Raw genomic sequence first — 16,386 nt, 5'->3', positions numbered from 1 at the left:
ATCTGAGCACGAGATTTGCAGGCAAGCCGCCAGCTCTTGCAGAGACATGCGGTCACCGCGGGCGACCGCGGACCGCTCCGACAACTTCTTTCAACAGCAAAGGATGATGACGATGCGCAGATTTAGGCTCCTCGCCGTAACGGCCGCCCTCCTGGCCTCGACCACGGCGTTCGCCGACGACGTCAAGGTCGGCATCGGCATTTCCGGCTGGACCGGCTTCGCGCCGCTGACGCTCGCCAAGGAAGCGGGCATCTTCAAGAAGAACGGGCTCGACGTCACCATCAAGAAGATCCCGCAGAAGGACCGTCACCTCGCGATCGCTGCCGGCGACGTGCAGTGCGCGGCGACCACGGTCGAGACGTGGATCTCCTGGAACGCCAACGGCGTCGCCACCAAACAGATCTTCCAGCTCGACAAGAGCTACGGCGCCGACGGCATGGCCGTGCGCAACGACATCGCCTCGATCAAGGACCTGAAGGGCAAGACGGTCGCGGCGTCGGCGCCCGGCACCTCGCCCTATTTCGGGCTGGCCTGGATGCTCAAGAAGAACGGCCTCACCGTCAAGGACGTTACCATCGTGAACCTGGAGCCGGCGGCGGCCGCGCAGGCCTTCGTCTCCGGCCAGAACGATGCGGCCATGACCTATGAGCCATATCTGTCGACGGTGCGCGCCGCGCCCGACAAGGGCAAGATCATCGCCACCACGCTCGATTATCCGATGGTGATGGATACGTTCGGCTGCACGCCGAAATTCCTCTCAGAGAACCCGAAGGCCGCCAAGGCGCTCGCTGACAGCTATTACGAGGCGCTCGACATGATCGCCAAGGACCAGGCCAAGGCCTATGAGATCATGGGCGCCGACGTGAAGCAGACGGCCGAGCAGTTCGGCAACTCCGCCAAATATCTGCGCTGGCAGGACAAGGCCGCGAGCCAGAAGTTCTTCGAGACCGAGTTCAAGACCTTCAACAAGGACGCGGCGGAGCTGCTGCTCGAGGTCGGCATCATCAAGCAGATCCCGAACGTCGAGGATCTCTACGATGCGAGCTTCATCAAGTAGCTCGGAGCTGCGCTCTGAGTGATCCGTCATTGCGAGCGAAGCGAAGCAATCCAGGGCCAGGAAGGAAGTCTGGATTGCTTCGTCGCTTCGCTCTCGCAATGACGGTGTTGAGGCATCCCGCCTGACAATGAGCAGCGTCCTCTGAAGCCAACTCGTTCGATCTCACCACCAGCAGTCCGCGACGCCTCGCGGACTGCGCCAACACGAAAGCCTGATCCGTGATCCGTCCCCTCGACCCCGTCAGCGCCAGATCGAGAACAGCGCTCGGCCTTGCCTTCTTCGTCGTGTTCGTCGCGGCGTGGTCGCTGGCGACATTCGGCGGCTACGTGCCGAAGACGTTCCTGGCCGATCCCCTGACCATGCTGCGCGAGGGCTGGGACCTGCTGACGAAGTTCGGATTCCTCTACGATATCGGCATGACCGTCTGGCGCGTGATCGGCGGCTTCGTGCTGGCGGCCGTCATCGCCGTGCCGCTCGGGCTCTTGATGGGGGCCTACAAGCCGATCGAGGCGTTTCTCGAACCGTTCGTCTCCTTCGCGCGCTATCTGCCCGCCTCCGCCTTCATTCCCTTGCTGATTCTCTGGGCCGGGATCGGCGAGTTGCAGAAGCTGCTGATCATCTTCATCGGATCCGTGTTCCAGATCATCCTGATGATCACCGTCACGGTCGGCAATACGCGGCGCGATCTGGTCGAAGCCGCCTACACGCTCGGCGCCAGCGACCGCGGAATCATTGGCCGCGTGCTGCTGCCTTCCGCGGCGCCTGACATCGCCGAGATCCTGCGGCTGGTGCTCGGCTGGGCCTGGACCTATGTCATCGTCGCCGAGCTGATCGGCTCGTCCTCGGGCATCGGCCACATGATCACCGACAGCCAGGCACTGCTCAACACCGGGCAGATCATCTTCGGCATCATCGTGATCGGCTTGATCGGGCTGATCTCGGATTTCCTGTTCAAGGCGTTCAACGCCTGGCTGTTCCCCTGGAAGCTCGCATGACTACGCTTGTCATCGATCAGGTCACCCGCACCTTCCCGGCCCGCCAGGGTCACGCGCCGACCCGCGCGCTGGAGCCTGTCGCGCTCACCATCGGCAACAATGATTTCGTCACCATCCTCGGTCCCTCCGGCTGCGGCAAGTCGACATTGCTGCGCATCGTCGCCGGGCTCGATCATCCGACCAGCGGCAATGTGCTACTCGACGGTCGCGAGGTCACCGGTCCCGGCGCCGATCGCGGCATGGTGTTCCAGTCCTACACGCTGTTTCCCTGGCTCACCGTGCGCGAGAACATCGCCTTCGGCCTGCGCGAGCGCGGCATCCCGGAAGACAAGCGCAACGCGGTCGCCGACCGTTTCATCCAGCAGATCGGGCTGAACGGTTTCGAGAACCACTGGCCCAAGCAGCTGTCCGGCGGCATGCAGCAGCGCTGCGCCATTGCGCGTGCGCTCGCCAATGATCCCAAGATTCTGCTGCTCGACGAACCGTTCGGCGCGCTGGACAACCAGACCCGTGTGCTGATGCAGGAGATGCTGCTCGGCATCTGGGAGCGCGACCAGAAGACGGTGCTGTTCGTCACCCACGACATCGAGGAGGCGATCTTCCTCGGCAGCCGCGTGCTGGTGATGAGCGCGCGGCCCGGCCGCATCAAGGCCGATATCAAGATCGCGCTGCCGCACCCGCGCTCCTACAAGATTAAGACCTCGCCGGAGTTCGTCGCGCTCAAGGAGCGTCTGGTCGAGGAGATCCGCGCCGAGGCGCTGAAGGTCGCGGCGGAGGCGTGAGGGGGTTGTCGAAGAGGCGGAGCTTGCGGAGAGATACCCCCTCACCCGAGCCAATATGCCGTTCTGTCCTGCATGCCCTCTCCCGCAAGGGGAAAGGGCGCAATAACGGCCACTGCGCCGCTCACATCATGAGCTGTATCTCAGTCAGCGCCGCAGCAAGGCTGCGCGAGACAGCGCCCTCTCCCCTTGCGGGAGAGGGCATCGCCGGCCCATCCGCGAACGCACTTGGGTGAGGAGTCTCTCTCCGCGGACAAGGCTCATAGACACGTAGCCGTCCTCCGAACTGGTTGCATCAGCCGGAGCGCTATCTCCCGACGCCACCGCTGATCCGCTTCAGCCAAGGCACCAGGTGGAACGCGCTCATCAGCAGGTACATCACCGTCATGCTGTCGAGCGACGCCCCGGCGGGCATGGCGGAGCAGATGACATCGCTCCGCCCGTCGCGGGCCATGGCATTCAGCACCGCCATCAACGCGAAGGTCGGCGCCGCGGCAAAGCGCAGACCCGCGGCGATGTCGGGTATCACGCGTTTGGTGGAGGCGAGGAACGCCATGGCTTGGCTCCGAATGGCTTGGCTCCGCGATGTCAGCGTGCGTCGTATTCGTCGCGGCGGCGCCACCATACGCCCTGCTCGTTGCGGCCTTTCGGCGCACGGTCGAGCCACTGATAGGCGCCCCACATACCGTCGAGACCGCGGGCATAGGCCGAATAGGTGTGGTAGATGACACCGTCATCGAGAATGAAAGCGCTCATCCCCGGCCGGTCGCGCATGAAGGTGGCGCCGTCGGTTCCCGCGGCAGTGGCGATCTCGGCCACCATCGGCGGAACGTCGCCGGCCCCGATCGGCGGGCTGATGCGATAATTGTATTCGGTTCCGCCCTGGCGCTGCTGCTCCTCGGTCACGGCGACGTTGAAGTCGAAGTTGAAATCACTGCTCGCCGACGACGCCCAGGGAAAGCTCCAGCCCATCCGGGTCTGATAGGCCTTCAGCTTGGCCAGAGGCGCGCGCGAGACCGCCCACAGCATCACGTCATGATGGGCGAGGTGGACCTGAAAGCCGTTGAACCCATCGGCGATCATCGAGCAGGACGGACAGCCGGCCTGGAAGTCGGGCCCGAACATGAAGTGATAGACGAGCAGCTGCGAGCGTCCCTTGAACAGGTCAGGGAGCGAAGCTGGACCATCCTCGGTGTCGAAGCGATAGCTTTTGTCGACGCGCACCCAGGGCAGCGCCTGACGGCGCTGCGCCAGCTCATCGCCGCGGCGGGTGAATTCCTTTTCTGCTGCGAGCAGGTCGAGGCGGGCCTTCAGCCAGTCTTCGCGAGTTCCTGTGAGATGCGGGGTCATGTCTGTGTTCCTTTGCGTGTTGACCTCGACTGAGACTAGGATCGGCGCGGGAGAACCAGGGAGTGACAAGTTTGGCGGGATTTGCATGGACTCGCTGATCTCGGCGGCAGCGCAGGCGCTCGCCGCCGGCGATCCGCTCGGTGCGCTGAACCGCGTCGCATTGCGCGATGATCCGCCGGCGCTGGCGCTGCGCGGCATCGCGATGGCCCGGCTTGGCGATGTCATGCGGGCGAAGGCACTGCTGCGGCAGGCGGCACGAAGCTTCGGCGCCAAGGCGGCCGTGGCGCGCGCCCGCTGTGCCCTCGCCGAAGCGGAGATCGCGCTCGCGGCGCGGGATCTGTCATGGCCGACCAAGGCGCTGGCAGAGGCGCGCGACACCTTGGCGCAGCACGGCGACCGCATCAATGCCGCCTATGCGCGCAGCCTCGAGATCCGCCGCATGGTACTCATCGGTCATCTCGACAAGGCCGAGCGCGGACTGGCCGATCTCGATCCCTCGCCCTTGCTGCCGGCGGCCCGTACGATCTACGAGCTGATCGTCGCCGGATTGGCACTGCGCCGTCTGCAGACCAAGGCCGCGCAAGCGGCGCTGGAGCGCGCCGCACGCATGGCGCGGCAGGCCCATAGTCCGGAGCTGCTTGTGGAGGTCGAACGGCTGGCGACCGCACTGTCCGCACCGGCTGCACGCCTGATCCAACCAGGCCGGGACCGACGGCTGCTGCTCGACGAGATCGAGGCGCTGTTCCGGTCGGACGCGCTGATTGTCGATGCCTGCCGGCTGGCCGTACGCAAAGGCAACCATGTCGTGTCGTTGACCCGGCGTCCGGTGTTGTTTGTCCTCGCCCGCAGACTGGCGGAGCGAGCGCCCGATGATGTGCCGCGGTCGGTGCTGATCTCCGCCGCTTTCCGCGGCAAGCAGGCGGACGAGTCGCACCGCGCGCGGCTGCGCGTCGAGATCGGGCGCCTGCGTCACCTGCTCAAGGGCATGGCCGAGATCAAGGCCACCCGCGACGGCTTTGCCTTGACGTCCTGCGATGGTCGCGACGTCGTCGTGCTTGCGCAGCCGATCGAAGACGAGAATGCCGCCGTGCTGGCCTGCCTCGCCGACGGCGAGGCGTGGTCAAGCTCAGGCCTGGCGCTGGCGCTCGGTGCCAGTCAGCGCACGGTGCAGCGCGCGCTCGACGCCCTCGCGGTGTCGGGCAAGGTACAGTCCTTCGGCCGCGGCCGCGCCCAACGCTGGACATGCCCGGTGGTCCCGGAATTCGCGACCAGCTTGTTACTCCCAGCCTGGTCCTCGCTGGACTAGCGTCACGCTGTCACAACAAGGGATGCACCACCGCCATGAGACGAGCCCCCGCCGAGATCCTCCGCGAATACGGCCCCTTCGAGGGCGACCAAGTCGCCGGAGTCACCCATGACGGACGACAGGTGTGGATTGCGACCGGCGCAAGCATCCAGGCGTTCGATCCTGCCGATGGCGAGGTCAAGCGGTCGTTCGACATCGCCGCCCATGCGGGGACCGCCTTTGACGGCAAGCACCTGTACCAGATCGCGGAAGCGCATATTCAGAAGATCGATCCCGACAGCGGCGAGGTGATCTCGACCATTCCGGCGCCGGCAGCGGGCGGTGATTCCGGACTCGCCTGGGCGGAGGGCTCGCTCTGGGTCGGCGCCTATCGCGATCGCAAGATCCACCAGATCGATCCGGCGACGGGGCGGATCCTGCGCAGCATCCCCTGCACGCGGTTTGTCACCGGTGTCACCTGGGTCGATGGCGAGCTCTGGCATGGCACCTGGGAGGATGATGTCAGCGACATCAGGCGGATCGATCCGGTGAGCGGCGAGGTGCTCGAGCAGCTGGACATGCCCGCGGGCACCGGCGTCTCGGGGATGGAGGCCGATGGTGATGAGACGCTGTATTGCGGCGGCGGTCGCAGCGGCAAGGTGCGGGCGATCAGGCGTCCGAAGCGGACCGTCGGCTGAGCACGTGCGCGCCCTGACTCACCTGCGAGTGCCAGCCGGATCGGGGGCTGCTATTTCGCGAGCGACGTGTAGGCCGCCTTGCGGAAGTTGGCATTGGCTTCTTCGCGTGTCTGCAGCTGCTGACCGCCACCACCGCCAACCGGCTTGGTCGGCGTGATCACTGAGAACAAGACGAAGCCGCCGGCCTTGCGCGGAAAGATGAAATATTCGGAGACATCGGACTTCTCGCTGTCCTCGCAGGAGGACATGCCGCGAAACACCACCGCGCTGTCGACCAGCTCACTGTTGCGCGCGGAAATGAACTTGCCCTTGCAATCGCGCGCATCGTTGCCGACGATCGTGGCGGCCACCTCCAGCCCGTCGAGATTGGGCTCTGGCGGTACGATCTTCACAAATCCGGTCGCATTATCGGCCTTCCACGCCACGCCGCCGGATGTCAGCCAGACCGGCCTTTCGCCGCCGCCGAGGATGGCCGGATGCGACAGGGCCGCCTTCAGAATGAAGTTGGAGGCGATCTGCATCGCCTCCAGCTGCAGCTCGGGAGAGTCGCCCCGCGGCCGCGACGGCTGGACGGCCGCCGGCGCGCTTGGCACTACCGCCGCCTGCTGTATCGCCGAGCGCTGCGCCGATGGCGCACTGGGTTGAATGTTGAAGTTGGTCGCGGCGGCCAGCCCCCCGGCATTGATGATGCGCACACAATTGGCGAGCGAGGGCAGCAGCACCGCGGTGCCGGTCAGATTGAACTGGAACAGATTGCCTTGCGCGAACGCCGACATCGTCCGCGCGGCGCGGAACGCCTTGATCAGGCTGGAATCGTTGGGCATCGGCACGACGACCATGGTCGTCGACCACACCGCGCCTTCGACATTGTACGACGTCCGGCCATCGAAGCTCAACACGATCGGAAATTTCTGCCCCTGCGACAGCGACCAGCTCGGATGGATGAAGGCGAGCGCCCAATTGAAATTTGGCAGAGCGAGAACACCGAAGTTGATGCCGCTCTTGTAGCTGGCCGATGCGACGCAGCTGGTGAACTGCCCGGTGTTGTCGTCCGTGAAGGCTCCGCCGGACCATCCGGCGACGGAGATCGAGCCGTAGGGTCCTTTGGCGTGTGCCGGCGCGCTGAGCAAAGGCACGCTGAGCAGAGCCGCGATGACTAAAGCCGAGACGACTAAACCCCGGATGAGTAAAGGCTGCATGAGTAAAGGCCGCATGAGTAGACGCCTGATGAGCAGGGGCACGCCGAACGCAAGCGCGGAAAGCGCGAAAACCGAACGCAATCTCGCAACGATTGCACACTGTGTCGTCATTTCACGCCCCCTTTTCCGCCGCATTGTTCCAGTTTCCGCGACTACGTCAAGTAGTGCGTAAAATTGATTATCACCTCAACGATACAGATCTGGCGTCGATCGGGCCGGATCAACACAACATGTCGCATGTGATCATCCACAGCCCTTCATGGGAGCGTCATCGAACTTCGTTAGCGCTCACGGGGTCTCGAAGAAGGATCACGCCATGTCCGCCACGCTGCCCGTTCTCGGCGCCGCCCTCTCCGCCAAATCCATTCCGGCCCACACCGACTGGCTGCTCGAGCGGCAGCGTGATCTCGAGATCCAGGATTTCTTCCGCGCCGACCTGCTCGACAGCGACTGGCGCAGCACCGCCAAGGAGATCAAGTCGATGCTGTCAGGCCATACCGGCCGGCTCGGCATCCACGGTCCGTTCTGGGGCTTCAAGATCGACAGCCACGATCCGATGATCCGCCGCGCCGTCACCAAGCGGCTGCTGCAGGGGCTGGAAGTCGCCGAGTTCCTGGGCGCCACGCAGATGGTGATCCACTCGCCCTACACCACCTGGGACTACAACAATATCGACATGCTGCCGGACAATCGCGAGGGTCTGATCGAGCGCGTGCGGGCGACGCTCTCGGACGTCATCGCCTCGGCCGAGCAGGCGAATTGCGAGATCGTGATCGAGAACATCGAGGACAAGGATCCCTCCGATCGTGTCGCGCTCGCGACGGCGTTGGGCAGCAGCAAGGTGCGGGTGTCGCTCGATACCGGTCATGCCAACTACGCGCATCATTCCACCGGCGCACCGCCGGTCGACTACTATATCGACGCAGCCGGCGACATGCTGACCCACGTCCATCTGCAGGACACCGACGGCTACGCCGACCGCCATTGGGCGCCGGGCGAAGGCAATATCCGCTGGATCGCCGTATTCCGCGCGCTGGCGAAGCTCTCCTCCAATCCGCGCCTGATCCTCGAATTGCGCAACCACGATCACGTCAAGGCCGGCGCCGCCTATCTCGCCTCGCTCGGCGTCGCGCAATAAATCCGCTTCTTTCGCAAAGTCGACAACCTCAAGAGAGATTGCCATGACCAAGCTCACCCGCCGCGGCCTGCTCGGCGCCGGCGCCGCAATCGGCGGCAGCTTCATCCTGCCGCGCGTGTCGATCGCGCAAGCCGACAATCGTCCCTCGGTCACCATCGCCGTGCAGAAGGTGACGAACTCCAACGTGCTCGACGTGCTGCGCGAGCAGTCCAATGTCGGCGAGCGGGTGTTCTACTCGTCGCTGTGGGAAAGCCTGATCTCGAAGAACTTCCGCGGCAATCTCGAAGCCGTTCCGGGTCTCGCCACCGAGTGGAAGCGGATCGACGACCAGACCGTCGAGCTGAAGCTGCGCCAGGGCGTCAAGTTCCACAATGGCGACGAGATGACGTCCGAGGACGTCGTGTTCTCGTTCAGCCGCGAGCGCATGTTCGGCGACAGCGAGGCCAAGAGCCGCACCACCATCAAGGCGTTCGAAAAGATCCCGACGCCGCGCCCCGGCAAGGAGCTGCCGCCGGACGTGATCGGCGTCGCCCGCCGGATGTGGCCGGATCTCGTTCGCGTCGACGCGGTGGACAAATATACCGTCCGCTTCGTCAACGCGACGCCGGACGTGACCATCGAGGGCCGCCTGATGCGCTACGGCTCAGACATCATGAGCCGGCGCGGCTGGGAGGAAGCGGCGAGCTATCTCGACTGGGCGCGCAAGCCGATCACGACCGGCCCCTACAAGATCGTCGAGTTCAAGCCGGACGTGTCGCTGACGCTGGAAGCGCATGACGAATATTGGGGCGGTCGCCCGCCGCTGAAGCGCATCCGCTTCGTCGAGGTGCCGGAGGTCGCAAGCCGCATCAACGGGCTGCTGTCAGGCGAATATCAGTTCGCCTGCGACATCCCGCCGGACCAGATCGCCGGCATCGAGAAGAACGCGGCGTTCGAGGTGCAGGGCGGCACCATCCTCAATCACCGCCTGACCGTGTTCGACAAGAACCATCCGCAGCTCGCCAATCCGCTGGTGCGCCGCGCCTTCACCCATGCGATCGATCGCCAGGCGATCGTCGACAGCCTGTGGGCCGGCCGCACCCGCGTGCCGAAGGGCCTGCAATGGGAGTTCTACGGCGACATGTTCATCGCCGATTGGAGCGTGCCGGCGTTCGATCCGAAGCTGGCGCAGGACCTCCTGAAGCAGGCCGGCTACAAGGGCGACCCGATCCCCTACCGCCTGCTCAACAACTACTACACCAACCAGGTCGCCACCGCGCAAGTGCTGGTCGAGATGTGGCAGGCGGTCGGCCTCAACGTGCAGATCGAGACCAAGGAGAACTGGTCGCAGATTCTCGAGCGCGCGCCCAACCGCGCGGTGCGCGACTGGTCGAATTCGGCGGCGTTCAACGATCCGGTCTCCTCGCTTGTGGCCCAGCACGGTCCGAACGGCCAGCAGCAGCAGGTCGGCGAGTGGAGCAATGCCGAGCTGAACAAGCTGTCGGAATTCCTGGAGACCTCGACCGACCGCGAGGCGCGCAAGAAGGCGTTCCGCCGCATGCTGGAGATCGCCGAGCGCGAGGACCCGGCCTACACGGTGCTGCACCAGAACGCGACGTTCACCGCCAAGCCGAAGTCGATCAAGTGGAAGGCCTCGCCGGCCTTCGCGATGGACTTCCGCACCGGCAATTACGGAGCGTGATGCCGTGGCGCCGCTGGTCCGCATCTCCGGCCTGAAAGTCGCCTTCGACGGCACGCCCGTGCTGCATGGCATCGATCTCGACATCGGCAAGGGCGAGGCCGTCGGCCTCGTCGGCGAGTCCGGATCCGGCAAGTCGGTGACCTGGCTCGCGGCGCTCGGCCTGCTGCCGGCCAAGGCGAGGACCTCGGGCTCGGTGCAGCTCGACGGCCGGGAGCTGCTCGGTGCTGATGGCGCGGTGCTCGACCAGGTGCGTGGCCGGCGCATCGCAATGATCTTCCAGGATCCAGCCAGCGCGCTCAATCCTGTGCTCACCATCCGCCGTCAGTTGTGCGAGAGCCTGGCGCTGCATCGCGCCCTCCGCGGCGAAGCCGCGCGCAGAGAGGCGCTGCGGCTGCTCGATCTCGTCGGCATTCCCGACGCGGCGCGGCGGCTATCGGCCTATCCGCACGAATTCTCCGGCGGCCAGGTGCAGCGGATCATGATCGCGATGGCGCTGGCCGGTCAGCCGGACCTCCTGATCGCCGACGAGCCGACCACCGCGCTCGATGCCACGATCCAGGCGCAGATCCTGGATCTGCTGTCCGCCGTGCGCCGCGAGTTCAACATGGCGATGGTGCTGATCAGCCACGACCTCGGCGTCGTCGCCGAGAATTGCGACCGGGTCTGCGTGATGTATGCCGGCCGCATCGTCGAGCGCGCGCCCGCCACGCGGCTGTTCGACGATCCCTGGCACCCTTACGCGCAGGGCCTGATCGGCGCGCTGCCGCCGCTGGATGGCGCGCGTCGACGCCTGCAGGCGATTCCCGGCACCGTGCCCGATCCGCGCGCGCTGCCGAGCGGCTGCGCCTTCGCGCCGCGCTGCCATCATGCCGGCGATGATTGCCACGCCGGCGTGCCGCCGCTGGCGCCCTCCGAGCAGGACCGCGCGGTGGCCTGCCTGCGGCCGCAACGGCTGCCGGTGGAGCTCGCCGCCGAATGACAACGCCGCTGGTCGAGGTCCGGGCGATCTCGCGCACCTATCGGATGCGGTCCGGCCTGTTCGGGCGGCCCATTTCTGTCCGTGCCGTCGACAATTTGAGCTTCTCGATTCAAAAAGGCGAGACGCTCGGCATCGTCGGCGAATCCGGCTCCGGCAAATCCACCACCGGACGCATGGTGCTCGGACTCGAGCCACCTGACCAAGGCAGCGTGCGCTTCGATGGCGCACCGATCGCTGCACCGGGCACAGCCGCCTGGCGCGCGCAACGCGCGCGCATGCAGATGATCTTCCAGGACCCGCTCGGCGCGCTCGATCGAAGGCTTGCCGTCGCCGCGCAGATCCGCGAGCCGCTCGACATCCACAACATCGGCACCAAGGCCGAGCGCGACGCGCGGGTGCACGAACTGCTGCGATCCGTCGATCTCAACAACAGCCATGGCGCCCGCTATCCCGGCGCCCTCTCCGGCGGCCAGCGCCAGCGCATCGTGCTGGCGCGCGCGCTGGCGACGAAGCCCGACTTCCTCGTCTGCGACGAGCCAGTGAGCGCGCTCGACGTCTCGATCCAGGCGCAGGTGGTCAACCTGCTGATCGATCTGCAGGCGCGGCTCGGACTGACCATGTTGTTTATCAGCCATGACCTGCGCGTCATCCGGCAGATCAGCAGCAAGGTCGCGGTGATGTATCTCGGCCGCATCGTCGAGTTCGGCGACGCCGATGATCTGTTCGCGCGGCCACAGCATCCTTACACGCAGGCGCTGGTGTCGGCCTCGCCGGCGCCCGGCCGGCGCAGCTCGAGCCGCATCGTGCTGACAGGCGATCCGCCCAATCCTGCCGCGCGGCCCTCGGGCTGCGCCTTTCATCCGCGCTGCCGCCACGCGACCGCGCGCTGCGCCGTCGAGGTGCCGCAGCTCGCGGCGCTGGATGAGCAGCGACAGGTGGCGTGCCATCTCGTGGCGGATGCGCCGTCGCAAGCCCAGGACGCCGCGTGATGCTCCGCTTCTTCGCGATCCGCTTTGCGCGCGCGCTGCTGACGATCGCGCTGGTCGTCACCTTCGCCTTCATCGTGCTCAGACTCTCCGGCGATCCCGCGCTGATGATCATGGGACCTGAAGCGCCGCCCGAGGTGATCGAGGCGTTCCGCAAGGCCTGGGGCCTCGATCATCCGATCTGGGTGCAGTATCTCGACTACTTCAAAGCGATCGGCCAGGGCGAGCTCGGGCGCTCGATGCGCGACGGCCGACCGGCGATCCAATTGGTCATCGAGCGCATTCCTGCAACCCTCGCGCTGACCATTCCGGCCTTCCTGGTGAAGGTGCTGCTCGGCATTCCCGCAGGAATCTACGCCGCGCTGCATCGGGGATCGGCCATCGACCGCGCGGTGATGATCACGGCCGTGGCTGGCTTCACGGTGCCGAGCTTCGTACTGGCGCTGCTGCTGGTCTTGATCTTCGCCGTGCAACTCGGCTGGCTGCCGTCGGGCGGACAAGACTCGTGGCGTCACGCCATCCTGCCGATCGTCACGCTCGGCTTCGGCGGCGCCGCCGTGCTGGCGCGCTTCACGCGCAGCGCCATGCTGGAGATCCTCGGCCAGCCCTATATTCGCACGGCATCCGCCAAGGGCGTGCCATGGCGGCGCGTGATCACGGACCATGCGTTGCCGAATGCCGCGATTCCCACCGTGACCATTCTCGGCTTCATGGTCGGCAGCCTGATCGCCGGTGCCGTCGTGGTCGAAAGCGTGTTCTCCTGGCCCGGCGTGGGCCGGTTGTTGGTCGTCGCGGTCGCCAATCGCGACCTCGCGGTCGTGCAATGCATCCTGCTGCTGGTGGCGATGACGATGGTCACCTCGAACCTGATCGTCGATTTCCTGTATGGCTTGCTCGATCCACGGCTGCGCAGCAAGGGAGCGGCGGCATGACCGATGTTGCAATGAAGGCCCCCGCCGCAAGGCGGCTGCGCTGGCCCAATATTCCCGTCTCGGTCACCATCGCCATCGGCTGGATCGCAGCGATACTCATCGTGGCCATCTTCGCCGATCAGATCGCGCCCTATGGCTTCACCAAGTTCGATCTGCGCAACCGTCTTGCTTTGCCGGGCAACCCGGCCCATTGGCTCGGCACCGACGAGCTCGGCCGCGACGTGCTGTCGCGTCTGATCGTCTCGATCCGGATCTCATTGCTGATCGCGTTCGGCGCGACCGCGATCTCGGCCATCGTCGGCACCACGCTCGGCTTCCTCGCCGCGCATTTCCGCGGCCTGGTCGAGCAATTCGTGCTGATGCTCGCCGACTTCCAGGCCAGCATGCCGTTCCTGATCCTGGCGCTCGCGGTGCTCGCCTTCTTCGGCAATTCACTGCCGCTGTTGATCGGGCTGATGGGCCTGTTCGGCTGGGAGCGTTACGCCCGCATCGCGCGCGGGCTGGCGATTTCGGCCAATGCGCAGGGCTACGCCGCCGCCGTGCGTCAGCTCGGCGCGACGCCGCAGCGCGTCTATCTCAGGCACATCCTGCCCAACATCGCCTCGACGCTGATCGTCTCGATGACCTTGGTGTTCCCTGAGGTGATCCTGCTGGAATCCGGCCTGTCCTTCCTTGGCCTCGGCGTGCAGCCGCCGATGACCAGTCTCGGTAACATGGTCGGCTATGGCCGCGAATATCTCACGCGCGCGCCATGGGTCATGCTGGCCCCGGCAGTCACGATCGTCATCACCACGCTCGCGGTCTCGATGATCGGCGACTGGCTGCGCGACCGGCTCGACCCGACCTTGCAATGATCCGGGCTCAGCGACGGACGTCCTGAGCCGCGGAGGCCAGGGGCTCGCAAACGATCAGAGCGTGCCCGGCCTGCTGATCGGCCAGCGCCGTCCATTTGGACGCCTGCAGCAACCAAAGATCACGACGTGCCGGATCGCGCTCCGCTTCCTCGCGACAGCTCATGGCCGCGGCCAGACATGCAGATTTCCTGTCCATGCTCGACCGTCCGACATGTCAACGCAGATGACACCATCATACGCCACCGCGCCCATAGGTTGCAATCACGTTCGCACGACGTGCTCAGCCGGTCGGTTCCGCATCGCACATCGGCAACGCGTGATCCGCGTGGCATGCAGCAACCGCAGCATGGCCGAATGCCACCGTGATCTGCTGCAGATCAGTACGATGACCAGAATGTAAGCCCGCATGGCATGGCCTGACCTTGCTTTCGCTGAAGGCTTAAGCGGGTCGGTGACGGAAAGGTTCTTGCGGTGACGAGGGCGACGCACAGCGCCGATACGGCGCTTTGGAACGGGAGAACGGAACTTTTTGTCACGTCGGAACTTTACCCCATGTCGCTTCCAGGGCTGGCAACACATGCACACTGGCCGCGAGGGGGATTGTTGCAAGGGCGTTTAGCGATGCGATTTGTGAATTCAACGGACGAAAGCCTGTTGGCCTATTACGAGAGTGTCCGGAAGCAGGTAGCCGCCGATAGCCGGATCGGGGGTCCCTATCGCCTGATCGGGGACAGGGCCAAGCAATATGCCCAGGAGCTCCAGGCCGAGATGCGGCGGCGGGAGCTGCGCTTCACGCCGATCGAGTGGCCGCACTGATCTTGCGCAAAGCCGATCGAAGCCGGGCGATCGATTGCTGACAGCGCGTGGCCGCTCATGCGCCCTCTCCGCTTGCGGGAGAGGGCGCTATCTCGCGCATTGCGATTGCGCGGCCAATGACGGCTACGCAATCACTCCCAGGACCAGCTCGCGAAGTCGTTCTCGAACTGCGGCACGTCCTTCCAGACGCCCTTCAGCTTCTTGTTGATGATCGTGATCCATTGCGGCTGGAACAGGAAACCGGCGGCAGCGTCGGTTGCCAGCATCCGCTGGGCGTCGCCGAGCAGCTTGGCGCGCTCCGCGTCGTTCGGCGTATCGACGATCGTCTGATACAGCCTGTCGAACGCCTCGGACTGATAGCCGAAATAGTAGTTCTTCTCGGTGAACTTCACGAGATCGAACGGTTCGACATGCGAGACGATCGTCAGGTCGAAATCATGCGGACCGTTGAAGACCTGCGACAGCCACGCCGCCCATTCGAGATTCTCGATCTTGGCAACGATGCCGACCTTGGCCAATTGCGCCGCGAGCACCTCGCCGCCCTGCCGCGCATAGGCCGGCGGCGGCAGCCGCAGGGAGAGCTGCAGCGGCGTGGTCACGCCGGCCTCGGCCAGCAGCTTCTTGGCCTTCTCCGGATCGTAGGGATTGATGTCGGTGGTATCGACATAGCCGAGCGAGCCTGGAACGTAGAAGCTCCCGATCGGCGTGCCCAGCCCATCGACGGCGCCCTCGATCATCGCCTTGCGGTCGATCGCGGCCAGGATGGCGCGGCGGACGCGAACGTCGTCGAGCGGCTTCTTCTTGTTGTTGATGGTGACGATGGTCTTCGCCTTGGAGCCGCCGATCAGCACCATGAAGCGCGGATCGGATTTGAACTGCGGCAAGGTGCGCGCCGAGGTGCCGCGCGGGAAGGCGTCGACATCGCCCGACAGCAGCGCCGCGACCTGCGCCGCCGGGTCGGAGATGAAGCGGATCGTCACCTTGGACAGCTTGACCGCGGCCGCGTTGCGATAATCGGGCCATTTGTTCAAGGTCAGCGACGAGCCCTTGGCCCAGGCGCCGAGCGTATACGGCCCGGTACCGACCGGCTGCGTCGCATTGGTCGGCGCGCTCTTCGGCTCGACGATGGCCGCCGTCGCCTGTCCGAGCAGGAACGGCAGGTTCGGCTCGGAATATTTCAGCTTGATCTGGATCGTCTCGGCATCGGGAGCTGTCACCTGCTCCATCGCCTGGAACAGCGCCTTGTCCTTGTTGGTGCTGTTGGCGGCGCCGGCGCGCTCGAACGCGAACTTCACCGTCGAGGAATCGAACGCCTCGCCGTTCTGGAACCTGACACCCTTGGCCAGCTTGAAGGTGTAGCTCTTCAGATCGGACGAGGCCTGCCAGCTCTGCGCCAGCAGCGGCGACACCGAGCCGTCCTCGTTGATCTTGGTCAGCGTCTCATAGACATTGTAGAGCGTGACCTCGGCGATGGCCGCGGCGGCCGCGCTGGTCGGGTCGAGGCCCGGCGGCTCCAAGGTCATGCCGACGACGACACTGTCCTTTTTGCTCTGCGCCGAGGCCGGCCCGATGGCCGCGACGAGCGCGGTCAGTGCGATGATCGATAATCTCTTGAACATTGTTTGTTTCTCCCGGAC

At 65.3% G+C, this 16,386-nt stretch carries 16 protein-coding genes and 1 pseudogene; 12 read left to right on the top strand and 5 right to left on the bottom strand.

Going from position 1 to position 16,386, the window contains the following annotated elements; all coding sequences use genetic code 11:
• The first annotated feature begins 112 nt into the window (after positions 1-112).
• The 3 genes from ACVIJ6_RS18660 to ACVIJ6_RS18650 all read left to right on the top strand — a co-directional run bounded on the left by ACVIJ6_RS18660 (position 113) and on the right by ACVIJ6_RS18650 (position 2,834).
• The gene (locus tag ACVIJ6_RS18660) at positions 113-1,057 is read left to right on the top strand and encodes an ABC transporter substrate-binding protein (RefSeq protein WP_456773874.1); all 945 of its coding nucleotides are present in this window, start codon (positions 113-115) and stop codon (positions 1,055-1,057) included.
• A gap of 221 nt (positions 1,058-1,278) precedes the next feature.
• A complete protein-coding gene (locus ACVIJ6_RS18655) occupies positions 1,279-2,052 on the top strand; it encodes an ABC transporter permease (protein WP_456777024.1) in 774 nt (257 codons plus the stop codon).
• Positions 2,049-2,834 carry an ABC transporter ATP-binding protein gene (locus ACVIJ6_RS18650; RefSeq protein ID WP_456773873.1) on the top strand — a complete coding sequence of 262 codons (786 nt, stop codon included), beginning with the start codon at positions 2,049-2,051 and terminating at the stop codon, positions 2,832-2,834. The genes ACVIJ6_RS18655 and ACVIJ6_RS18650 overlap by 4 nt, the downstream gene beginning before the upstream one ends.
• A 304-nt stretch (positions 2,835-3,138) precedes the next feature.
• Here ACVIJ6_RS18650 and ACVIJ6_RS18645 read toward each other — a convergent pair whose 3' ends face one another.
• Complete coding sequence (locus ACVIJ6_RS18645) at positions 3,139-3,387, bottom strand: hypothetical protein (RefSeq protein WP_456773872.1); 249 nt, start codon at positions 3,385-3,387, stop codon at positions 3,139-3,141.
• Between the two features lie 32 nt (positions 3,388-3,419).
• On the bottom strand, positions 3,420-4,181 hold the full coding sequence (locus ACVIJ6_RS18640; RefSeq protein ID WP_456773871.1) for a DUF899 domain-containing protein: 762 nt from the start codon (positions 4,179-4,181) through the stop codon (positions 3,420-3,422).
• 85 nt (positions 4,182-4,266) lie between these two features.
• Here ACVIJ6_RS18640 and ACVIJ6_RS18635 point away from each other — a divergent pair, with 85 nt between their 5' ends.
• Both ACVIJ6_RS18635 and ACVIJ6_RS18630 read left to right on the top strand, forming a co-directional pair.
• Positions 4,267-5,487 carry a helix-turn-helix domain-containing protein gene (locus tag ACVIJ6_RS18635; protein WP_456773870.1) on the top strand — a complete coding sequence of 407 codons (1,221 nt, stop codon included), beginning with the start codon at positions 4,267-4,269 and terminating at the stop codon, positions 5,485-5,487.
• 35 nt (positions 5,488-5,522) lie between these two features.
• Positions 5,523-6,164, top strand: coding sequence for a Vgb family protein (locus tag ACVIJ6_RS18630; protein WP_456773869.1), 642 nt, complete (start codon positions 5,523-5,525; stop codon positions 6,162-6,164).
• A 50-nt stretch (positions 6,165-6,214) separates the two neighbouring features.
• Here ACVIJ6_RS18630 and ACVIJ6_RS18625 read toward each other — a convergent pair whose 3' ends face one another.
• A complete protein-coding gene (locus ACVIJ6_RS18625; RefSeq protein ID WP_456773868.1) occupies positions 6,215-7,363 on the bottom strand; it encodes a hypothetical protein in 1,149 nt (382 codons plus the stop codon).
• 316 nt (positions 7,364-7,679) lie between these two features.
• Here ACVIJ6_RS18625 and ACVIJ6_RS18620 point away from each other — a divergent pair, with 316 nt between their 5' ends.
• Genes ACVIJ6_RS18620 through ACVIJ6_RS18595 form a run of 6 tightly spaced genes read left to right on the top strand, consistent with a single transcriptional unit; the run spans position 7,680 to position 13,933 of the window.
• Complete coding sequence (locus tag ACVIJ6_RS18620; protein ID WP_456773867.1) at positions 7,680-8,501, top strand: sugar phosphate isomerase/epimerase family protein; 822 nt, start codon at positions 7,680-7,682, stop codon at positions 8,499-8,501.
• Between the two features lie 43 nt (positions 8,502-8,544).
• Positions 8,545-10,182 carry an ABC transporter substrate-binding protein gene (locus ACVIJ6_RS18615; RefSeq protein WP_456773866.1) on the top strand — a complete coding sequence of 546 codons (1,638 nt, stop codon included), beginning with the start codon at positions 8,545-8,547 and terminating at the stop codon, positions 10,180-10,182.
• 4 nt (positions 10,183-10,186) lie between these two features.
• Positions 10,187-11,161: an ABC transporter ATP-binding protein gene (locus tag ACVIJ6_RS18610; RefSeq protein WP_456773865.1), complete on the top strand. Its 975-nt coding sequence runs from the start codon at positions 10,187-10,189 to the stop codon at positions 11,159-11,161.
• A complete protein-coding gene (locus ACVIJ6_RS18605) occupies positions 11,158-12,150 on the top strand; it encodes an ABC transporter ATP-binding protein (protein WP_456773864.1) in 993 nt (330 codons plus the stop codon). The genes ACVIJ6_RS18610 and ACVIJ6_RS18605 overlap by 4 nt, the downstream gene beginning before the upstream one ends.
• Complete coding sequence (locus tag ACVIJ6_RS18600; RefSeq protein ID WP_456773863.1) at positions 12,150-13,079, top strand: ABC transporter permease; 930 nt, start codon at positions 12,150-12,152, stop codon at positions 13,077-13,079. Before ACVIJ6_RS18605 ends, ACVIJ6_RS18600 begins: the two co-directional genes overlap by 1 nt.
• 11 nt (positions 13,080-13,090) lie before the next feature.
• Positions 13,091-13,933, top strand: coding sequence for an ABC transporter permease (locus ACVIJ6_RS18595; protein WP_456777023.1), 843 nt, complete (start codon positions 13,091-13,093; stop codon positions 13,931-13,933).
• 280 nt (positions 13,934-14,213) lie between these two features.
• On the opposite strand, the pseudogene ACVIJ6_RS18590 reads toward ACVIJ6_RS18595, so the two are convergent.
• A pseudogene (locus ACVIJ6_RS18590) lies at positions 14,214-14,315 on the bottom strand (pyridine nucleotide-disulfide oxidoreductase); the annotation flags it as partial.
• Positions 14,316-14,554: 239 nt separating this feature from the next.
• Between ACVIJ6_RS18590 and ACVIJ6_RS18585 the strand changes: the two are divergent.
• Positions 14,555-14,749 (top strand): hypothetical protein, encoded by a 195-nt coding sequence (locus ACVIJ6_RS18585; RefSeq protein WP_041750979.1) that lies wholly within the window; start codon positions 14,555-14,557, stop codon positions 14,747-14,749.
• Between the two features lie 131 nt (positions 14,750-14,880).
• On the opposite strand, the gene ACVIJ6_RS18580 is transcribed toward ACVIJ6_RS18585, so the two are convergent.
• Positions 14,881-16,368 carry an ABC transporter substrate-binding protein gene (locus ACVIJ6_RS18580; protein WP_456773862.1) on the bottom strand — a complete coding sequence of 496 codons (1,488 nt, stop codon included), beginning with the start codon at positions 16,366-16,368 and terminating at the stop codon, positions 14,881-14,883.
• Positions 16,369-16,386: the final 18 nt, after the last annotated feature.

Source organism: Bradyrhizobium sp. USDA 4369 (assembly GCF_054056435.1).
This window is presented reverse-complemented; position numbering and strand designations above follow the sequence as displayed.

Excerpts from the sequence above, each read along its gene's own strand:
- ACVIJ6_RS18650 (WP_456773873.1), top strand. The coding sequence starts at position 2,049 with ATGACTACGCTTGTCATCGATCAGGTCACCCGCACCTTCCCGGCCCGC.
- ACVIJ6_RS18600 (WP_456773863.1), top strand. The coding sequence starts at position 12,150 with ATGCTCCGCTTCTTCGCGATCCGCTTTGCGCGCGCGCTGCTGACGATC.
- ACVIJ6_RS18585 (WP_041750979.1), top strand. The coding sequence starts at position 14,555 with ATGCGATTTGTGAATTCAACGGACGAAAGCCTGTTGGCCTATTACGAG.
- ACVIJ6_RS18605 (WP_456773864.1), top strand. The coding sequence starts at position 11,158 with ATGACAACGCCGCTGGTCGAGGTCCGGGCGATCTCGCGCACCTATCGG.
- ACVIJ6_RS18635 (WP_456773870.1), top strand. The coding sequence starts at position 4,267 with ATGGACTCGCTGATCTCGGCGGCAGCGCAGGCGCTCGCCGCCGGCGAT.
- ACVIJ6_RS18660 (WP_456773874.1), top strand. The coding sequence starts at position 113 with ATGCGCAGATTTAGGCTCCTCGCCGTAACGGCCGCCCTCCTGGCCTCG.
- ACVIJ6_RS18595 (WP_456777023.1), top strand. The coding sequence starts at position 13,091 with ATGAAGGCCCCCGCCGCAAGGCGGCTGCGCTGGCCCAATATTCCCGTC.
- ACVIJ6_RS18645 (WP_456773872.1), bottom strand. The coding sequence starts at position 3,387 with ATGGCGTTCCTCGCCTCCACCAAACGCGTGATACCCGACATCGCCGCG.
- ACVIJ6_RS18630 (WP_456773869.1), top strand. The coding sequence starts at position 5,523 with ATGAGACGAGCCCCCGCCGAGATCCTCCGCGAATACGGCCCCTTCGAG.
- ACVIJ6_RS18640 (WP_456773871.1), bottom strand. The coding sequence starts at position 4,181 with ATGACCCCGCATCTCACAGGAACTCGCGAAGACTGGCTGAAGGCCCGC.
- ACVIJ6_RS18580 (WP_456773862.1), bottom strand. The coding sequence starts at position 16,368 with ATGTTCAAGAGATTATCGATCATCGCACTGACCGCGCTCGTCGCGGCC.
- ACVIJ6_RS18615 (WP_456773866.1), top strand. The coding sequence starts at position 8,545 with ATGACCAAGCTCACCCGCCGCGGCCTGCTCGGCGCCGGCGCCGCAATC.
- ACVIJ6_RS18620 (WP_456773867.1), top strand. The coding sequence starts at position 7,680 with ATGTCCGCCACGCTGCCCGTTCTCGGCGCCGCCCTCTCCGCCAAATCC.
- ACVIJ6_RS18625 (WP_456773868.1), bottom strand. The coding sequence starts at position 7,363 with ATGCAGCCTTTACTCATCCGGGGTTTAGTCGTCTCGGCTTTAGTCATC.